Genomic DNA, 16,369 nt, shown 5'->3' on the forward strand with positions numbered 1-16,369 from the left:
TTGGGCCCGTTTCTTGCCGTTTCTTGCATCCTTATGGCTACCCCCACCTCTACTATGCCTGCCGAAGCCACTTCCGCCGACGCCGACGCGCCCGAGCTGCCGGCTGCCGCCACTACCAAGCCGCCCAAGCCCCCCAAGTCGGAGGTGTCGGCGCTGGTGCAGCAGGCCGAGGCCTTCGTCGAGCCCCTGCTCACGGCCCTCGACCCGCGCCTCACCTACCACACCCTCTCCCACACTGCCTACGTGGCCAAACAGGCCCACGCCCTGGCCGACGCCGCCAAGCTGCCCGCCTCCGATGCCGAAGCCCTGCTCATCGCCGCCTGGTTTCACGACCTGGGCTACCTCGATACCTACGACGGCCACGAGTACCAGAGCATGGCCCGCGCCGAAGCCTGGTTGAAAGGCAAAGGCTACGACCTGGCGCGCATTGAGGTGATTAAGAGCATGATACGGGCCACGCATCGCGATGAACCCGCCAACACGGAGCTGGAAAAAATGCTCTCCGACGCCGATATGAGCAACCTCGCCGCCGATGATTACCGCTCGCGCGCCGAGCTCATCCGCACCGAGTGGGAACTGGCCCTGAACAAGTCGTACACCACCCCCGACTGGGCCGAGCTGCAGCTCAACTTCATGCTGGCCCACAAGTACCAGTCGGAAGCCGGCAAGGAGCGCTACAAAAAGGACCTGAAAGCCAACATCGAAGACCAGCGCGACCACCTCAAGAAGGCCGCCAAAAAAGCCAAGAAGAAGGAAAAAGAGCAAACCGGCACCCTGGCCGAGCCCAAGCGCGGCATCGAAACGATGTTTCGCACCATGTACTCCAACCACATGAAGCTCTCGGACATGGCCGATAAAAAGGCCGGGATGATGATTCAGCTTAATGCGGTAATCCTTTCTATCATAATCACTTACCTGGGGGCCAAGTCGTCGATACTAGCGCCCACGGGTAGCGCCAGCTTCACCCGCAACCCCATTTTGGCCGTGCCCATGGCCGTGCTGCTCATCACGGCGCTGGGCTCGGTTACTACGGCCATTCTTTCGGCCCAGCCCGACGTGACGAGCTTCAAGTGGCTGAAAAAAAACCCCGAAATTGCCAGCAACCGGCGCGTTAACCTGCTGTTTTTCGGGCAGTTCACTAAGCTTAGCCTCCAGCACTTCCAAGAGGGGATGCGCGACCTCATGCGCCAGAAAGATGCCCTTTACAATAACATGGTCACCGACGTGTACTACCTCGGCGAGGTGCTCGACCGCAAGTACAAGCTGCTGCGCGTGAGCTACTCCATTTTCATGGTCGGGCTCATTCTTACGGCGCTCTCGTTCGGCATTGTGTTGGCGTATAAGATGTAGCTTTGCGCAGCCGTATCGCTGCTGCCGTACCGGACTCGTAGCTTAACTGCACAAAGCAAGCCTCTCCTAAGGGCTAGACTGCAGGTTGGAATCCTGCCGGGTCCACGCGCAACATGCCGTGGTCGTACTCCCAATGGCAATTGGGGCACAGTATGAAAATGTTGGCGGGGCCAGAAAGCTCCTGGATGGTAGTGGAAGGCGGAAATGCCTTCAGCAGCTGTATGTGGCAGTATTCCACATGCTTAGCATACCCACAGGCTTGGCACTTGCGCGGGCGATGGGCATTGAGCAAGCGCGTGAGCGTATTGAGATGGCCCCGGTAGTAACTGGGGTGTAGGTGGGCATTGCGGGCTTTGAATTCAGTTACAGTCAGGTCGTAGTATTCACTTCGGCTGGTTGCCCTTTTATGCGCGCTGCAATGTTGCCGATTAGCATGAATCGGGATTTGGCAAACCACACACTTTCCTTGTGGCTGGCGTTTTGGCACTGCCTTATTCGTGTGAATAGCAGCATGCGAACGGCTGCAATATTTTGGATTGGCGGTCAGCTCCCCACAGTGTAAACAGCTGTTCATGTTTGCAACAGGTTGATTAGGTGAGAATTGACTTGTAATAAGTTGCAAGATACTTAGGCGAGAAGCATTTATATGCACAGGCTTTCTTAATGCATTGATAAGTACTAACAGGATAACTAGGCAGATTTAATTAGCCGGTTGATTAACACTACGTTAATTGAACTAATCTCACCAATTCTTCATAATGGCAAGGAAAGAAGTACAGTAGCTTTGCCACGGCACAATTGCCTGCTAGTCTACTTCTTATTCCTTTTCCATGAACCAGATTCTCCGTTACCTGGCCGCGCCGCTGCTGGGAGCCACCTTGCTGGCCGCCTGCGCCCGCCAGGAGCCAGTGCCCAGCCCCACGGCTACCACCGCCGCCAGCCAAGAGGCTTCGGCCCCCAACTTTCCCGAGGGCTTCGAAACCGGCACCAAAACCGCCTACACCACGGGCACTGTCACGCTGGGCTCGGGCACCTGGACGCTCAACGACGCGCTGCTCGGCAACACCTCGGCCGATGCCCATACGGGTAACCAGTCGGCCCGCGTGCGCAACAGCGGCCTGCTAAGCATGAACTTCGACTTGAGCGGCGGGGCCGGCGTGGTCACAGTAGCGCACGCCCGCTACGGTACCGATGCCAATAGCACCTGGGAATTGTGGGCTTCCGGCAACGGCGGCTCCTCCTACGCCAAGGTGGGCAGCACCGTTACCAGCAGTAGCGCGACGCTTAGCACGGCTTCCTTCACCGTGAACCTGGCCGGCCCGGTGCGCCTGCAAGTGCGCAAAACCGACGGTAGCACCAACCGCCTCAATTTCGACAACATCACCGTGGAAAGCTACGGCACCTCGGGCGGCGGCACCACCCCGCCCCCCAACACCGGCGGCAAGAAATTTCTGTTTGACGCCAGCCACGCCGAAACGGCCGGCAATGCCGATTGGGTGCTCGATGTAGATGGCGGCGCGGTACCGCGCTATCCCACGCCGGCCGCCTCGGGCATTACGGCCAGCACCCCCGAAACGTACTGGACGGCCGGTCTCTCCTCCTGGGGCGTGGCCCTGGTGAAGCTGGGCAACTCGGTCGAGAACCTGCCCACTAGCACGGCCATCACCTACGGCAACGCCTCCAACCCGCAGGATTTGGCCAACTACAACGTGTTTGTGGTGGATGAGCCCAACACGCTGTTTTCGGCGGCGGAGAAAACGGCCATCCTCACCTTCGTGAAAAACGGCGGCGGCTTGTTCATGATTTCCGACCACGACGTGTCGGACCGCAACAGCGACGGCCAGGATTCGCCGGCCATCTGGAACGACCTGATGACCAACAACTCGGTGCAGGCCAACCCGTTTGGCTATAGCATTGCGCTCACCAACATCTCCGAAACCAGCAGCAACGTGCTGGCTAGCAGCACCAACGTCATCCTGCACGGCTCGCGGGGCAACGTGTCGCAGCTCAAGTTCTCGAACGGCGCCACCATCAGCAAAACCAGTGGCTCGCAGGCGGTGCCGCTAGTGTGGCAGGGTAGCTCGGCGCAGGGCAACAGCAACATCATGTGCGCCAGCAGTACTTTCGGCACGGGCCGCGTCTTCGTCATCACCGACTCATCGCCGGCCGACGATGGCACCGGTAGCCCCGGCAACACCGTGTACCCCGGCTGGACCGAAATCGCCAGCCACGCTCCCCTGCATATGAACGCCTCGCTCTGGCTGGCTAAGCAGCAGTAAGTAAGGAGTAAATGAGTAGGGGGTAGTTATCTAACTGTTTGCTAGATAATTACCCCCTACTCATTTACTCAATTATCCATTTACCAGCTAGAGCCGGAACTGCGCGCCGACCTTGATGCCGAAGTTGGGGGGCGCGGTGCCGTTGCGAGTGGTGGGGGCCGCGTTGCGATACGTGACTCGGTGAATGAAATCGACTCGAATGAACTTGAAGATATTCTCGATGCCGTAACCAGCCTCGATGTACGGTGCCTTGCCCAGCGAGGGCAGCAAAAACTGGTTGCCGCGGCTGTCGATGGGCGAGTACTGGTTGCCATCGGTGAGGCCGCCGTAGAGCAGGTTGCCGGTGGCTACCAGGCGCCAGTTGAGGGCCCGCACGCCCGGAATCATGTTTAAGATAACGCCTTCAAAGTGATGGTCGAGGCGCAGGGACACCGAGCGGTCGGTTACGAACTCAAAGTAATTGAGCAAGTTAAACGAGTTGGCGTTGTAGAACGGCGTCTGGTTGCCGAGCGGCGTTTTCAAAATCAGGTACACTACTTCCGACGGGATGTAGCTGCCCTCCACGCGGTAGTTGAGGCGGCCCAGGTGCCCAGCCGACACGCTGTGCGTCACGAGCAGGTTGTACTTGGAGTACGTGTTGTTACCTCGAAACCAGTCGAGCGTGCCAAACGTGTACCGAAACGAGAACACTGGCCAGCGCTTGAGGCCGATGGCGCGGCGGCGGTTTTCGGCCTGCACCAGGTTTTCATCGGGTGCGTAGCGCGATTCCAACACCAGCTCGGTTTGGCGGATGCGGTCGGGCGTGGCCTCACCGGGGTCGGGCACGCCCGGCCGGGGCTGCGTCTGTACCCGAAACTGAGGTACGCTGTTCTGGTACCGGATGGTAGCTGTTTGGGTGAAGCCGTGAAATAAATCACGCTGCACGCTCACCAGCGACAGGTCGCGCATGATGGGCAGGCCCTCCTTGAAGCGCCCCCAGCGCGAGGCCGCAGCAAAGAGGTTGTTATCCGTCAGAAAGTCGTTGTCGAGCAGCGCATACTGCTCAATATCATGCCGATACTCCCCGCTGAACACCAGCCAGTGCCGGCGCTCCGCAATGTAGATGCCGCGTAGGCCGTACTTAAAGCGCGTGTCGCGGGTGCCGTAGGCCAGGTAGGGCTGCAACACCCAATCGCGGCTGAAAAACGGCGTGGTGCGGAAGCCCACCCGTAGGCGTGCCCCCTCGAAGTTGTTGAAAGAGAAGGTATTAAGAATAGGCCCAACCTCAATCTTGCTGTTGTCGCCCACCCGCTTGTAGCCGTTGATAAACAGGTCAATCCAGTCGAGGGTACTGCGCACCGAAGGCAGGTCGCGGGCCGAGTCGAGCACGGCAAAGGTCTGGCGCTCGCTCAGGCTCAGAGTATCGGGCCGGTGCTGGTCGAAGTAGCCCGTGCCGCCGCTACCCGCCTGGGGTAGCGCGCCGCCCAGCAGATTGGGGGTGGCCTGGTCGGGGCCGGGGTCCATCACCGTCGATACCACGGGCAAGTCGTAAAAGCTGCCCTCGTGCGCCTCATTACGCACAAACCCAGTGTTCACGGTGGTGAAGCGCACGCGCATAGCCGCCTGCTTGTCGCCGGGGCTCACCGCCAGCACCAGCTTGGTACGCATGGGCAGGCCCGGCCCGGCCGAGGGCGGCGTCAGCTCCTGAAAAATACGCAAGTCGCTCACAAAGTTGAGGTTAGCCTGCTCGCTGGCTATCACATCAATGCGCCGCAGCGCGTACTTCTCCTTGGTAATCCAAACGGTGCCCGTGAAGGCCAGGTCGTGCGAGCGCTTGGGGGCGATGGCTATTTTGTAGCACACCTCATTGTCTACCAGCACCGAGTCTTGCAGCACGTAGTCGTAGGTGGCGCGCCCGGTCGACGAAATAGGTGAGATAAAGTCCTTACCCAGAATATTTTGCCAATTTGGGTAAAAGTCGAAATTCTGAAAGTTCGAGCCCAGCATCTGGCTCAGTACCGAGCCTTCGCGGGGGCCGGCTCCGCGCATCTGCTTGTGCAAAATATCCTCGCGGCGGCGCAATGGCGGGCCATATTTCAGGTACACCTTGGAGCCTACTTCGGAGGCAAACAGCGGTAGGGGGGCGTCGGGGTCGGCAGCGGCGGCGGCACCGCGGCGCACGGCCAGCGCCCGGATATCCTTGACTACCTTACGGTTAGCCAGTGCCTTCGGGATGTCGGTCATGCTCACCTCGATGCGGTTGTACGAGTCGAACTGCGACGAGTTGAGGGCAGTACGCTCGTTTTCGGGCTTGTGGCGCTGCACCTCGCGCAGAATGCGGAAGGCCGGGTTTTCGGGCTGCCGCGACGATACGAAAACCTCAGTCAGGGCTACGCCGCCGCCTTTTTTGAGACGAAAAAGCAGCGTTTGCTGCGCGGCTGCTGTGACCTTTTTGCGTTGCATCAAAAAGCCCAGCGCCGACACGGCCAGCGAGTCGGGCGCGTCGGCCAGGGCCAGCTTGAAGCGGCCTTCCACGTCGGCTGTAACCCCGGTGCTGGTTTTGGGTACAAAAATGGACGCAAACGGGACGGGCTCGCCCGACGCGGCCTCAATCACTTGCCCGGTGATGACAATTCGTTGGGCCACCGCGAGCCGACCGGTCAGTAGCAGACCAAGCAGCAGTAGCGAAACGGTAAATTTCATAGAATTAGCGCGATACGAAGGCCTTGAGTAGTAGATACACGTTCGCAAGTTACGCAAGGCGCGGCAGGCAGCAACTAGTTCCGGTGCACTATTTTACTAGGGTGGCTCTACTAGCGATACATTAGTCAATTACCTGATAATAAACAATTTGAATAAAATAATAGTCCTAAAAAAACGGCCCGAAAGTACTTTCGGGCCGTTGGGTAGTTCACTATTTAGTAATACGGGCTGCCTACGCTTACACCTCTACTTTGAGCGTGGCCGGCCGGGTAGTTACCTCAAACAGCTCGCCGTGGGGCACAATGGTAATTTGGCCATATTCCTGCAACAGCATTTTGTAGGCATCGGCCACCAAGCGGGGCTTGCGGTCGAGGTCGAAAAGACCGCAGGCGTTCACGGTGCCTTTTTTCTCGGCCAGGCCGGTTTCCCAGTCAATCTGGTCAATGAGCGAGTACCACGTGAAGCCCAGCACCGGCACGCCCTCCTTGCGCAGGCGCAGGATGTGCACCCACTGCTTCCAGAGCCAGGCGGGGGCCTCGTTGGCATCAAATACGTTAGTTTCGGTGTGCATCACCGGCTTTTTATAGCGCTGATAGTAGTCGTGGGTAATGGTGGCCCAGCCCAGCACGTCCATGCTGGTCTGCATTGTACCATCAGGCAGCAGTATTTTCTCGTTGCGGCCGTAATAGTCGTTGCCCATTACCTGGTATCCGGGAGGCTCGCCGGCCATAAACCAATCGTACTCCTGGCGGGTCATACCATTGTCGTACAAGTAGTTAACTACCTCGCCCTCGGGCTGATGCGCGTATAGCAAATCGAGCGACGTGAAGCGCAGCAGGTTTTCGAGCTGCACGGCGGGCGTGCGCTCGGCGCGCAGCTCGTGCGTAAACTCGGCCGACTCGCTCTGCACAATTACGCAGTCGGGGCGGTGCTTGGCAATTTTTTGGGTGCCCATGATGCTGGCCGCCGCTGCGTGCTTGAGCGCCGTCACGAAGCCCTTATCCGACTTCAATTGCTCGTTCCAAGCGCCGTCTTTAGCACTCATCTTGGCCGTCACGTAAATCTCGTTTACCGGCGTGTAGTAACGCACCCATGGGTAGCGCTTGGCCACTTCCTCGCAGTATTCGGCAAAAAATACCGGCAACTCGGGGTTCTGAAAATTACCCACCCAGTCGGGTACCCCAAAGTGCATTAAATCCAGAATGGGTGTGATGCCCAAGCGCTGGATTTCGGCCATGGCCAGGTCGGCAAATTCCCAATCGTATTTGCCAGGGCCCTTTTGAATGTTATAGTACGGCAGGCCGTAGCGCAACACCTTGAGACCCATTTCCTTCACCAAGCCCAGGTCTTCCTTATAGCGATTGTAATGGTCGCATTCGAGCAGCATGTCGCGGCGGGTTTTGCCCTGGTCGATGGTGGGGTAGCTGCACTCAATGCCGGTGGCAAACATGAAATTGTTGGCAAAGCCCGTGGGCAGGCCGTTGCCGTTGTGCCCGGTGGCACCCCCAAACTGGTCGCCCTCGTAGTTGCCGCTACCGAAGTTTTTCTTGATTTCGGTGAGAAAGGATTTCATGGTAGTGTGCGGCAAGCTTTAGCTTGCCGTAAAAAAATTAATAGTCAAGAACATAACGGCAAGCTAAAGCTTACCGCACACTCTCCAAAAACTTGTCGGCCGTGCGCAGGCTCAAGGCCATAATAGTAAGGGCCGGGTTAACGCTCAACGCACTCGGAAACACCGAGTTATCGCAGATATAGAGGTTGGGCACGTCGAAGGCCCGGCCGTCGCGGTCCACTACGGCATCGTCGCCGCTCAGGCCCATGCGGGCCGTGCCGATTACGTGGGCATAGCGCTGAAACGACCAGATATCGGTGGCCCCGGCGGCGGCCCAGATGTCGCGCATCATCTTTTCGGCATGCTTATTCATGCGGTGCTCGTTTTCCTGGGCCGTGAAGTGTAGGCGCGGCTTTTGCAGCTGCTTGCTATCCAGCTCATCGCTGAGCTCCAGATAGTTATCGGCATGAGGTAGGCAGTCGCCGAGGATGTTGATACCCGCAATATGGTTGAACTGCCGCATGTAGTCGCGCAGGGGTTGGCCCCACATTTTGCGGCCCCGCGCCACCTGGCCCGAAAACGTAACCGGCATCACGCCAATGCTTTGCAGCAGGTAGCCGCCCACAAAGTCAGCATCCTTGGGCCGGTGCGTGTCCTGCGAAATGAGGCCGCCGGGAATGCCTTTGTTAGGCCGTACTTCCTCGGGGAAGGTACCCCACACTTGCAGGCCGGGGTGAGCCATGAGGTTGCGACCAACCTGGCCGCTGTTCAGTGCCAACTCATTGAGCAGCAAGATGCGCGGGGTTTCAACCGAGCCGCCGCACAGAAACAGGTTCTTGCAGGCGAGGCGGTGCGTCTGGCCATTTTGGGTGTACACCACTGCCGCCACGTGTCCGCGCTCGTTGCGCTCAATCTCGGTCACGTAGCTGTTGGGCCGAATGTCGGCCCCGTGCTTCACGGCCAGCGGAATAAACGTGACATCCATACTCGACTTAGCCCCGTTGGAGCAGCCAGCCTGGCAAAAGCCGCGGTTGGTGCAGGCCTCGCGCCAGCCCACGCCCTCTTGGAAATAACGCGCCGACAGCGCTGCATTGGGTGCGGGTGAGGTACGAATACCCACCTTTTCGGCACCGCGCACCATCAGCTGGGCCGCGCTATTGAGGGGCAGCGGGGCCATGGGGTAGCCCGTGGGCCGCGCTGGCCCCCAGGGGTAAGGCGTGGGGCCCGATACGCCGATAAAGTGCTCTACCTCTGCGTAGTACGGGGCTAGGTCGTCGTAGGTCAGCGGCCAGTCTTCGCCCACCCCGAAGTCGGATTTGATGTGCAGGTCGTCGGGCAGGGGGCGGGGCGTGTAGGCCGTGTAGTGCAGTGTGGAGCCGCCCACGCCAGTGCCCGAGTTGTTTTTGCCCATGGCCAGCGGGTCACCGCCGGCCGCCAGCCGCTCGTCGTTCCAAAACAGGAAGTCCTGGGCGCGCTCGTCGGTGGCAAAGTCTTTCTCGGGGTTGTGCCAGGGGCCGGCCTCCAGGGCTACCACTTTCAGACCCGCCTGCGCTAGGCGGGCCAGTAGCGGCGCGCCACCCGCGCCCAAGCCAATAACGATGCAGTCCACCGCCTCGGTGGGCGCGGGTACGGGCTGGGGTCGTTCGCGGGGCGTTTCGGCGGTGGTGGGAATGGCGTTTTCGGCGAGCAGTTCGCGCAGCAAGGGGTCCTGAATGGCGGGCTCGGTAGGTGTCAGCAAGCCTTCTTCGGCGATTTCTTCGTCAGGCATAAGAGCAGTATAGGGTAAGCTTTAGCTTGCCGTATTAAATTTAAAAATCAAACAAAAACAGATGATAGCCAAGCATTAACCCGGCAAGCTAAAGCTTACCGCACATTACGCTTCGCGGGCTTCCTTCTCGTTGAGGCCGATTTTGGTCCAGGCGGGCAGGTCGGCGTAGCCGGTGTAGCCAATCTCGTCCTGCGCCCAGGGGTGGGCATAATAGATTTCGGTGATTTCGGCCAGCATTTCCTCAAAAAACCGCTCGGCCGGTAACTGCTGCCACACCGCGCCGGGCGGGTTGCCGCTGGCCAGGGCCTTGATAACCTCGTCCTGCTTACCTAACTCAAGCTGCTCAAAATCAGCGTGAAACAACGACTGCGCAATTTCCTGAATGCCGCCCAGGCCCATGCGATAGGCCTCGCGGTCGGGGGGCAGCGCGTCGTAGCGCCAGCCATCGGCCCGGCCTTCGGCCAGGCGCTGGTCTACGGACGGGGCCAGCGGGATGGGCACCGGCCGCTCGGGCTGCGGAAATAGCCGGGCCGCTACGGCTTCGAGCAGCCGAAAGGTTTCGGGGGCCAGAAACTGGGGTGCGTAGGCCGCGCCGGTTTCGGCCAGGCGCTGGGTGAGGGCAGCGCGGGTGGCGGCCGATACGTGCGCCGAGGGCAGCAGGTCCTGAGAAGTCATACTAGGATATAAGTGGGCGCGCCGCCAGCAAGCCAAGGCCTGCTGGCGGCGCTAATTCTCAACGGGTAAAGGGGCCAGATGTTTACTCGTCGCTGCTGAGCTTGCCGCCGGTTACGTGCAGCAGCGCGCCGGTCATAAACGAGCCGTCCTGCGAGGCTAGCAGCACATAGGCTGGCGCTAGTTCCTCGGGCTGGCCGGGGCGCTTGAGGGCTACCTCGTGGCCAAACTTGGCAATCTCCTCCATCGGCATGGTGCCGGGGATGTTGGGCGTCCAGACGGGGCCAGGCACCACGCAGTTCACCCGAATGTTGCGCTCGCCCAGGTACAGGGCTAGCGACTTGGTAAGGGCGTGAATACCAGCCTTCGTGCAGGCGTAATCGACGAGCAGTGGAATGCCCACAATGCCCACGATGCTGCCCGTGTTGATGATGCAGTCGCCGCTTTGCAGGTGCGGAATGGCGGCCTGCGCCATCCACATGTACCCCAAAATGTTGGTGTCAAACGTGCGCCGAATCTGGGCTTCCGGGATGTCCTCAAACTTCTCCTGCGCCATCTGGAAGGCGGCGTTATTCACCAGTATATTGAGGCCACCCAGCTCCTGGCGCACCAGGCGCACGGCCTGAAACGCCTGCTCGCGGTCGCGTACATCGAGCTGCAACACTTGGCACTTGCGGTTTTCCAACTCCACGAGGCGCTTGGTTTCCTGCGCATCCTCCTGGTTTTCATTGAATAAGATGGCCACGTCGGCTCCTTCTTTGGCAAAGGCAATGGCCACGGCCCGCCCAATGCCCGAGTCGGCCCCGGTGATGAGGGCCACCTTGCCTTCGAGCTTGCCGGCGGCGCGGTAGGCGGCCAGGCTGCTTTGGGGCTGAAACTTCATGTCGGCCTGCTTGGCGGGGTAGGGCAGCTTTTGGGCGTGCTCCTTCATGTCTTTGGCGGTGGGGCGCTTGGGGGCGGCGGGCTTCTTGGTAGGCATAGCGGAAAAACTAGGAAAAGGTCTTTCGGGATACGTAAAATCAGCCCTCGCGGCTAGTCATCTTACCGACGGTTGTTTATTACCTAAGCATTAGCTGATAAACAAAATACTGTTTGTCAGTTAAATAAGCAATGATATTAACTGTGGTAAGCGCCTGCCCGGCGCGGTTGGTGCGCGCCTGAGTGCGCGGTGGCCGGTATTTTGCGCAGTGTTGCGGCGGCCACATTTTAGGGTCTTCGCAGAATGACGTTTTATGCAGAAATTATTACTTTTCCTGATACTATTTATCGCTACCAACCTAGCCGCGCTGGGGGCCAGCCAAGCTCTGTTGGCCGGCGAGCCGCCCCGGCTCAGCGGCCAGTGGCAAGGGCCGCTGACGGTACCCGGCGGCACCCTCACGCTGCTTATTACCATTGTGCCGCTCAGCAACGGTACTTATTATGCGGCCCTCGACGTGCCCCAGCAGCACATCAACCGCATGCCCGTGGAGGTGGAAGTGAAGGGCGATAACCTGGTGCTGCGCATCGAGCAGGCCGGCAGCCACTTTGAGGGCAAGGTGCTGGCCGGCGGCGACCAACTGGTGGGCACCTGGCAGCAGGTGGGCCTCACGGCGCCGCTTACGCTGGCGCGCCGCGTGGCCCCGGCCGCCGCCCAGGCCACCCAAAAGCTGCGCCTCACGCCGCCCTACCGCGAGTCGGCCGTCACATTTTTCAACCCCACCGCTAAAGTCAAGCTCAGCGGTACGCTCACGATACCTAGCGGCGAAGGCCCGTTTGCGGCCGTGGCGCTGCTCTCCGATGCGGGCCCGCAGGACCGCGAGTCGGAGGTGCAGGGCTACCACCTGTTTGGGCTGCTGGCCGACTACCTCACCCGGCACGGCGTGGCCGTGCTGCGCTTCGACGACCGTGGGGTGGGCAAATCGGGTGGCGACTACCCCCGCGCCACCACCGCCAGCTTCGTAACCGATGCCCAGGCGGCGCTGGCTTTTTTGCGCAGCCAGCCGCTCGTGGCACCCCAGCAGGTGGGGCTGCTAGGCCACGGCGAGGGTGCCAACGTGGCGCTACTGGCTGCTACTGAGCCCAATACGCCCGCCTTTGTGGTGTCGCTGGCTGGCTATGGTCAATCGGGCCGCGAGGTACTACGCCGCCAGCAGTTGGAGATAATGCGCCTCATCGGGGCCGACGGCAGCCAGATAAAAGCCGCCCAGGGCCTCTACGACCAGCTGGTGGAGGCCGTACGCCAAACGCCCAACGTGACGGCTTCGCGCGCCAAAATCGTGACGCTGCTGCGCAGCAGCAACACGGCCCTCGACGAGCCCATGGCCCGCGCCCGCGCCGTGCAGCTCACCTCACCCTGGTCGCGCTACTACCTCGATTTTGACCCCGCGCTGCGCCTGCCGCAGGTGCAGTGCCCCGTGCTGCTGCTCAACGGCACCGCCGACCTGCAAGTGGCAGCCGGCCGCAATATGTCCTTGTTGCAGAAGGGGTTGCGGCAATCGAAGCAGCCCGTGCAGGCGCACCGCCTGGCGGGTGTCAACCACTGGTTTCAGCCCGACCCGGCGCAGTGGCCCATCGTGGCCGGCGAGCGCCAGGCCGCCTTCTCCCCCGAAGGCCTCGACTACTTGCGCGACTGGCTGCTCACCTATTCCCACCTAGCCAAAGCCCCCGTGCCCGTAACCGTGCGCCGCGCCGTGGCCCCCGCCCGCACCCCGCGGCGAGTGGGTAAGCAGCAGGTAGTAGCTAGGTAAGCTACTGATTAGTAGAATAGTATAGTACAGGAAAATTTTTCACATAAAAGCCAGCTGCCTCGTTAGAATCAGCTGGCTTTTATGTGCATAAACTACTGTTTAGTAGGTATTTACCAGGGCAGGTGCTCGGCGTTGTGAAAATAGCCGCCCGTGGGGCCATCGGCGGGCAGCAGGGCCAGGCGCACGGCAGTTTGGGCCCCTTCGGCCACGCCAAGCGGGGCTTCGGCACCGCCCAGGTCCGTTTGCACCCAGCCGGGGTGGGCAGCATTTACCTTGATGTTGGTATCAGCCAAGTGCTGCGCTAGCACCACGGTCAGCATATTGAGCGCGGCTTTGGAAGAGGTGTAGCCCGGCGTGGCCCACGTGCCGCCCTGCCCCTGGCTAATTGCCGTGAGCGACCCCAAAATGCTGCTCTGGTTCACGATGCGCCCCGCCGGGGCCTGCCGCAGCAGCGGCAGTAGCGCCTGCGTAATGGCGTAAGGCCCAATCACATTGGCTTCGTAGGTCTGGCGTAGCGTATCGGGGCTCACATCGAAACCGGTATCGAGCTGCACGCCCGCATTATTGACCAGCACATCGAGCCGGCCGAACTGCTCCTCCAAGAAGGCGGGTAGCGCCGCAATGTCGGCGGCGTTGGTTACGTCGAGCTCCACGGCGCGGGCGTCGAGGCCCTGGCTGCGCAGCTCGGCGGCGGGCGCAGCGGCTTTGCCGTGGCGGGCGGCCAGCACCACCACTAAGCCCTGCTGGCCCAGCTGGCGCGCTATTTCGAGGCCCAGCCCCTTATTAGCCCCCGTAATGAGCGCCACTTTTTTTGCATGTTTTTCCATGCTGGTTAAAAGCCGGGTACCAGGCAAAAAGTTAGCGCCGTGCTTCTGACTGCTAAAAATTCAGCCCGCAATGAAAGCAGTGGTAGGCACGCCCTTGCAGGGGGTAGCGCCGTAGCCGTGATAGTAGGGCCACAAACCAGTTGGCCGCGCCCGGCTGGGCCGCCGCGTCATACGTGACTTCGTGCGAGTGGCAGCGCGGGCAGGTCAGCGTGTCGGGGGTGGTGGCGTCCGGCTCGTCCTGGCCCCCGCGCGATGCCTGCATCACGGCCGGCTCGCGCAACACCTCGGCCGCCTTGGCCGCATCGCGCTGGTAGATGTGCAGCCGCACGCCCCCCGCCACGGGGCTATACATGCGGTTGAGCGACACCAGATTCTCATTGGTCAGGAAGCACGGAATACCCGCTGCCTCCAGCTTGGTACGCGCCAGATGCGCCGCCAGCGGCTCGTAGTACGAGTCGAAAACGATGATATTCTCCTGTTTAGGCGGGGTAGAATCGGGGGGCATAGCAGCGGGCGGCGCGTGGGGTGGTAGCTGTGGGGCAAGTCGGCACCTATATAACAGCTACGGTCCCAACAATTACTTTTTGGTAGCCGTGCGCAGGTCGGCGGCCGTGCGCTTGGCGCGCAGGGCCGTAAACTCGGTTTGCCAGGCCCGGATGCGCAGCTCGTCGCGCGCGGGCAGGTCCATGCGGATGCGCGCCAGCTGGGCATTGAGGCGGCGGTAAGTATCCTGGGCGTAGTCCCAGTCGCGGGCTACCCAGCCGGTTTGGCGCACGCGGGTAGCGCGCAGCAGCTCGCCGTAAGCTCCCGCAACGGTGCTTACCGTGAGGCGGTTAATACCGTCGGCGTAGCTGCCCAGCAGCTGCTGGTCCACTATTTTCTGCTTTTTGGTATCGAGCGGCACGGCGCGGCGGGCGCGGTTGGCCGCATCAAAGGTGACCGTTTGGTGGCCCAGCCGGCTCAGGGCGCGGCCCGAGTTGCGCGCCGCCGTGTCGAGCTTGGCCAGCTCCTGGCGCGCTACTTCCTGCCGCTCGCGCGGTGTCGAGTCGCAGCCCGTCAGCAAAAACACGCAACTTAAACCAACCAGCGGCCCCCAAAAAACAGTTTTCATAGGGCCAAAATACGGCTACCGCCGGCCTCAGGGTTGCGACAGCCGAAAATTGAGCGGCAACTCATACTCTACGGCCACGGCCCGGGCGCCCAGGCGCGCGGGCACCCACTGCGCAGGCACGGTGCGGGCCACGCGCAGGGCCTCCTCGTCGCAGCCACCCCCAATGCGCTGCACCAGGTGGTGGCCACTAATGTGCCCCAGGGTATCTATCAGAAAGGCTACCAGTACTTTACCCTGAATATTGCGCTCCTGGGCAGCGGCTGGGTACACAAGCCGCGAGGTGTACTCGGCCAGGGCCACGTCGCTGCCAATGAAGATGGGCGGCTGGTCGAGGCGCACGTAGCTCCACTTGCCGGGGCTCACCTCGGTGTGGCACGTCACGTCGGGCCCCGGCCGGAAATACACCAGCCGGTGCGCATCGTAATCGTAGCGCTGCACCACCACTTTCTCGCCCGACGGCGTGAAGCCGTAGTATTCCCAGACGCCGGTTTTCTGCCCTTTGTCGAGCATGCCTTTCTCAAACTTTGTTTCGCGCAGACGCTGCGCCCAGCTGTGCTTAGGCACCGCCAGACAAGCTAATATTAACCAAAAAGTACAAAAATAAGAACGAGTAGAAAGAAACATAGAGTGGGTGGGAAAAGAGGACAGCCATAGAACAGAGGGCTCCAATATAATGCCACTGGGCCACAAGAAAGCCGGCCACCTCCTGAGAGATAGCCGGCTTTTTTGCTATTTAGACTGGTGTTGCCAACTAGGGCATCAGCACTTTATTGATTACGTGAATCACGCCGTTGCTCTGTATCACATCGGCAATCGTAACCATGGCTACGCCGCCTTTTTCGTCCTTCAGCTCAATGCCTTTCGAGCCTTTCATCATGGCCGTCAGCTTTTCGCCTTGCACCGTGGTGAGGGTAGCCTTCCCGCCGCCAGCCTTGATGGCTTTCATCAGGTCGGAAGCAGTCATTTTGCCCGATACCACATGGTAGGTCAGGATTTTGGTGAGCGTCTCCTTGTTCTCCGGCTTCACTAAGGTTTCTACCGTGCCAGCGGGCAGGGCGTTGAAGGCCTCATTGGTAGGGGCAAACACGGTGAAGGGGCCGGGGCCCGACAGCGTCTCCACAAGGCCAGCGGCCTTCACGGCGGCTACCAGCGTGGTGTGGTCTTTCGAGTTAACCGCGTTTTCGATGATGTTTTTCGTGGGGTACATTGGGGCACCACCTACCATCACCGTTTTAGCTTTTTGGGCCGAAGCCGATTGAACGCCGGCCGTGCCGAGCAGTGCCACAATGGCGAGGGTTGCAAACGAGAATTTCATGTGAAAAGAAAAAATAAAAGAAAAAAGGGAATTGGTTTGAACTTAGCTTACCGGCATCTTTGCCTCCACTACAAGGAAAAGGTCAAA

Annotated in this window: 14 protein-coding genes and 1 tRNA gene; 4 read left to right on the forward strand and 11 right to left on the reverse strand. The window is 60.4% G+C overall.

Annotated features, from left to right (window positions below):
• Positions 1 to 33: 33 nt before the first annotated feature.
• Both ACYVGC_RS15420 and ACYVGC_RS15425 read left to right on the forward strand, forming a co-directional pair.
• A complete protein-coding gene (locus ACYVGC_RS15420; RefSeq protein ID WP_460584735.1) occupies positions 34 to 1,350 on the forward strand; it encodes a Pycsar system effector family protein in 1,317 nt (438 codons plus the stop codon).
• Between the two features lie 31 nt (positions 1,351 to 1,381).
• Positions 1,382 to 1,455 (forward strand) — tRNA-Arg (locus ACYVGC_RS15425).
• On the opposite strand, the gene ACYVGC_RS15430 is transcribed toward ACYVGC_RS15425, so the two are convergent.
• Positions 1,424 to 1,924 (reverse strand): HNH endonuclease, encoded by a 501-nt coding sequence (locus ACYVGC_RS15430; RefSeq protein ID WP_460584901.1) that lies wholly within the window; start codon positions 1,922 to 1,924, stop codon positions 1,424 to 1,426. The genes ACYVGC_RS15425 and ACYVGC_RS15430 overlap by 32 nt on opposite strands.
• A gap of 256 nt (positions 1,925 to 2,180) precedes the next feature.
• Between ACYVGC_RS15430 and ACYVGC_RS15435 the strand changes: the two genes are divergently transcribed.
• Positions 2,181 to 3,629, forward strand: coding sequence for a hydrolase (locus ACYVGC_RS15435; RefSeq protein WP_460584736.1), 1,449 nt, complete (start codon positions 2,181 to 2,183; stop codon positions 3,627 to 3,629).
• A gap of 87 nt (positions 3,630 to 3,716) precedes the next feature.
• On the opposite strand, the gene ACYVGC_RS15440 is transcribed toward ACYVGC_RS15435, so the two are convergent.
• The 5 genes from ACYVGC_RS15440 to ACYVGC_RS15460 form a co-directional block, all read right to left on the reverse strand.
• Positions 3,717 to 6,311 carry a DUF5686 and carboxypeptidase-like regulatory domain-containing protein gene (locus ACYVGC_RS15440; RefSeq protein WP_460584737.1) on the reverse strand — a complete coding sequence of 865 codons (2,595 nt, stop codon included), beginning with the start codon at positions 6,309 to 6,311 and terminating at the stop codon, positions 3,717 to 3,719.
• 238 nt (positions 6,312 to 6,549) lie between these two features.
• On the reverse strand, positions 6,550 to 7,884 hold the full coding sequence (locus ACYVGC_RS15445) for a family 1 glycosylhydrolase (protein WP_460584738.1): 1,335 nt from the start codon (positions 7,882 to 7,884) through the stop codon (positions 6,550 to 6,552).
• A 70-nt stretch (positions 7,885 to 7,954) separates the two neighbouring features.
• Positions 7,955 to 9,631, reverse strand: coding sequence for a GMC family oxidoreductase (locus ACYVGC_RS15450; RefSeq protein ID WP_460584739.1), 1,677 nt, complete (start codon positions 9,629 to 9,631; stop codon positions 7,955 to 7,957).
• Positions 9,632 to 9,736: 105 nt separating this feature from the next.
• Positions 9,737 to 10,306: a gluconate 2-dehydrogenase subunit 3 family protein gene (locus ACYVGC_RS15455; RefSeq protein ID WP_460584740.1), complete on the reverse strand. Its 570-nt coding sequence runs from the start codon at positions 10,304 to 10,306 to the stop codon at positions 9,737 to 9,739.
• 82 nt (positions 10,307 to 10,388) lie between these two features.
• The gene (locus ACYVGC_RS15460) at positions 10,389 to 11,282 is read right to left on the reverse strand and encodes a Rossmann-fold NAD(P)-binding domain-containing protein (protein ID WP_460584741.1); all 894 of its coding nucleotides are present in this window, start codon (positions 11,280 to 11,282) and stop codon (positions 10,389 to 10,391) included.
• A gap of 253 nt (positions 11,283 to 11,535) precedes the next feature.
• Here ACYVGC_RS15460 and ACYVGC_RS15465 point away from each other — a divergent pair, with 253 nt between their 5' ends.
• Positions 11,536 to 13,029, forward strand: a complete 1,494-nt coding sequence (locus ACYVGC_RS15465) for an alpha/beta hydrolase family protein (protein WP_460584742.1) — start codon at positions 11,536 to 11,538, stop codon at positions 13,027 to 13,029.
• A 110-nt stretch (positions 13,030 to 13,139) separates the two neighbouring features.
• Here ACYVGC_RS15465 and ACYVGC_RS15470 read toward each other — a convergent pair whose 3' ends face one another.
• From ACYVGC_RS15470 to ACYVGC_RS15490, 5 genes are all read right to left on the reverse strand, one after another.
• Positions 13,140 to 13,856 (reverse strand): SDR family oxidoreductase, encoded by a 717-nt coding sequence (locus ACYVGC_RS15470; RefSeq protein WP_460584743.1) that lies wholly within the window; start codon positions 13,854 to 13,856, stop codon positions 13,140 to 13,142.
• A 52-nt stretch (positions 13,857 to 13,908) separates the two neighbouring features.
• Complete coding sequence (locus tag ACYVGC_RS15475; RefSeq protein ID WP_460584744.1) at positions 13,909 to 14,361, reverse strand: putative signal transducing protein; 453 nt, start codon at positions 14,359 to 14,361, stop codon at positions 13,909 to 13,911.
• 72 nt (positions 14,362 to 14,433) lie between these two features.
• Entirely contained in the window at positions 14,434 to 14,967 is a 534-nt protein-coding gene (locus tag ACYVGC_RS15480) for a hypothetical protein (protein WP_460584745.1), read from the reverse strand.
• 27 nt (positions 14,968 to 14,994) lie between these two features.
• Positions 14,995 to 15,531 carry an energy transducer TonB gene (locus ACYVGC_RS15485; protein WP_460584746.1) on the reverse strand — a complete coding sequence of 179 codons (537 nt, stop codon included), beginning with the start codon at positions 15,529 to 15,531 and terminating at the stop codon, positions 14,995 to 14,997.
• Positions 15,532 to 15,718: 187 nt separating this feature from the next.
• A complete protein-coding gene (locus ACYVGC_RS15490) occupies positions 15,719 to 16,282 on the reverse strand; it encodes a fasciclin domain-containing protein (protein WP_460584747.1) in 564 nt (187 codons plus the stop codon).
• Positions 16,283 to 16,369: the final 87 nt, after the last annotated feature.

The sequence above is a fragment of the Hymenobacter arcticus genome, assembly GCF_054779975.1.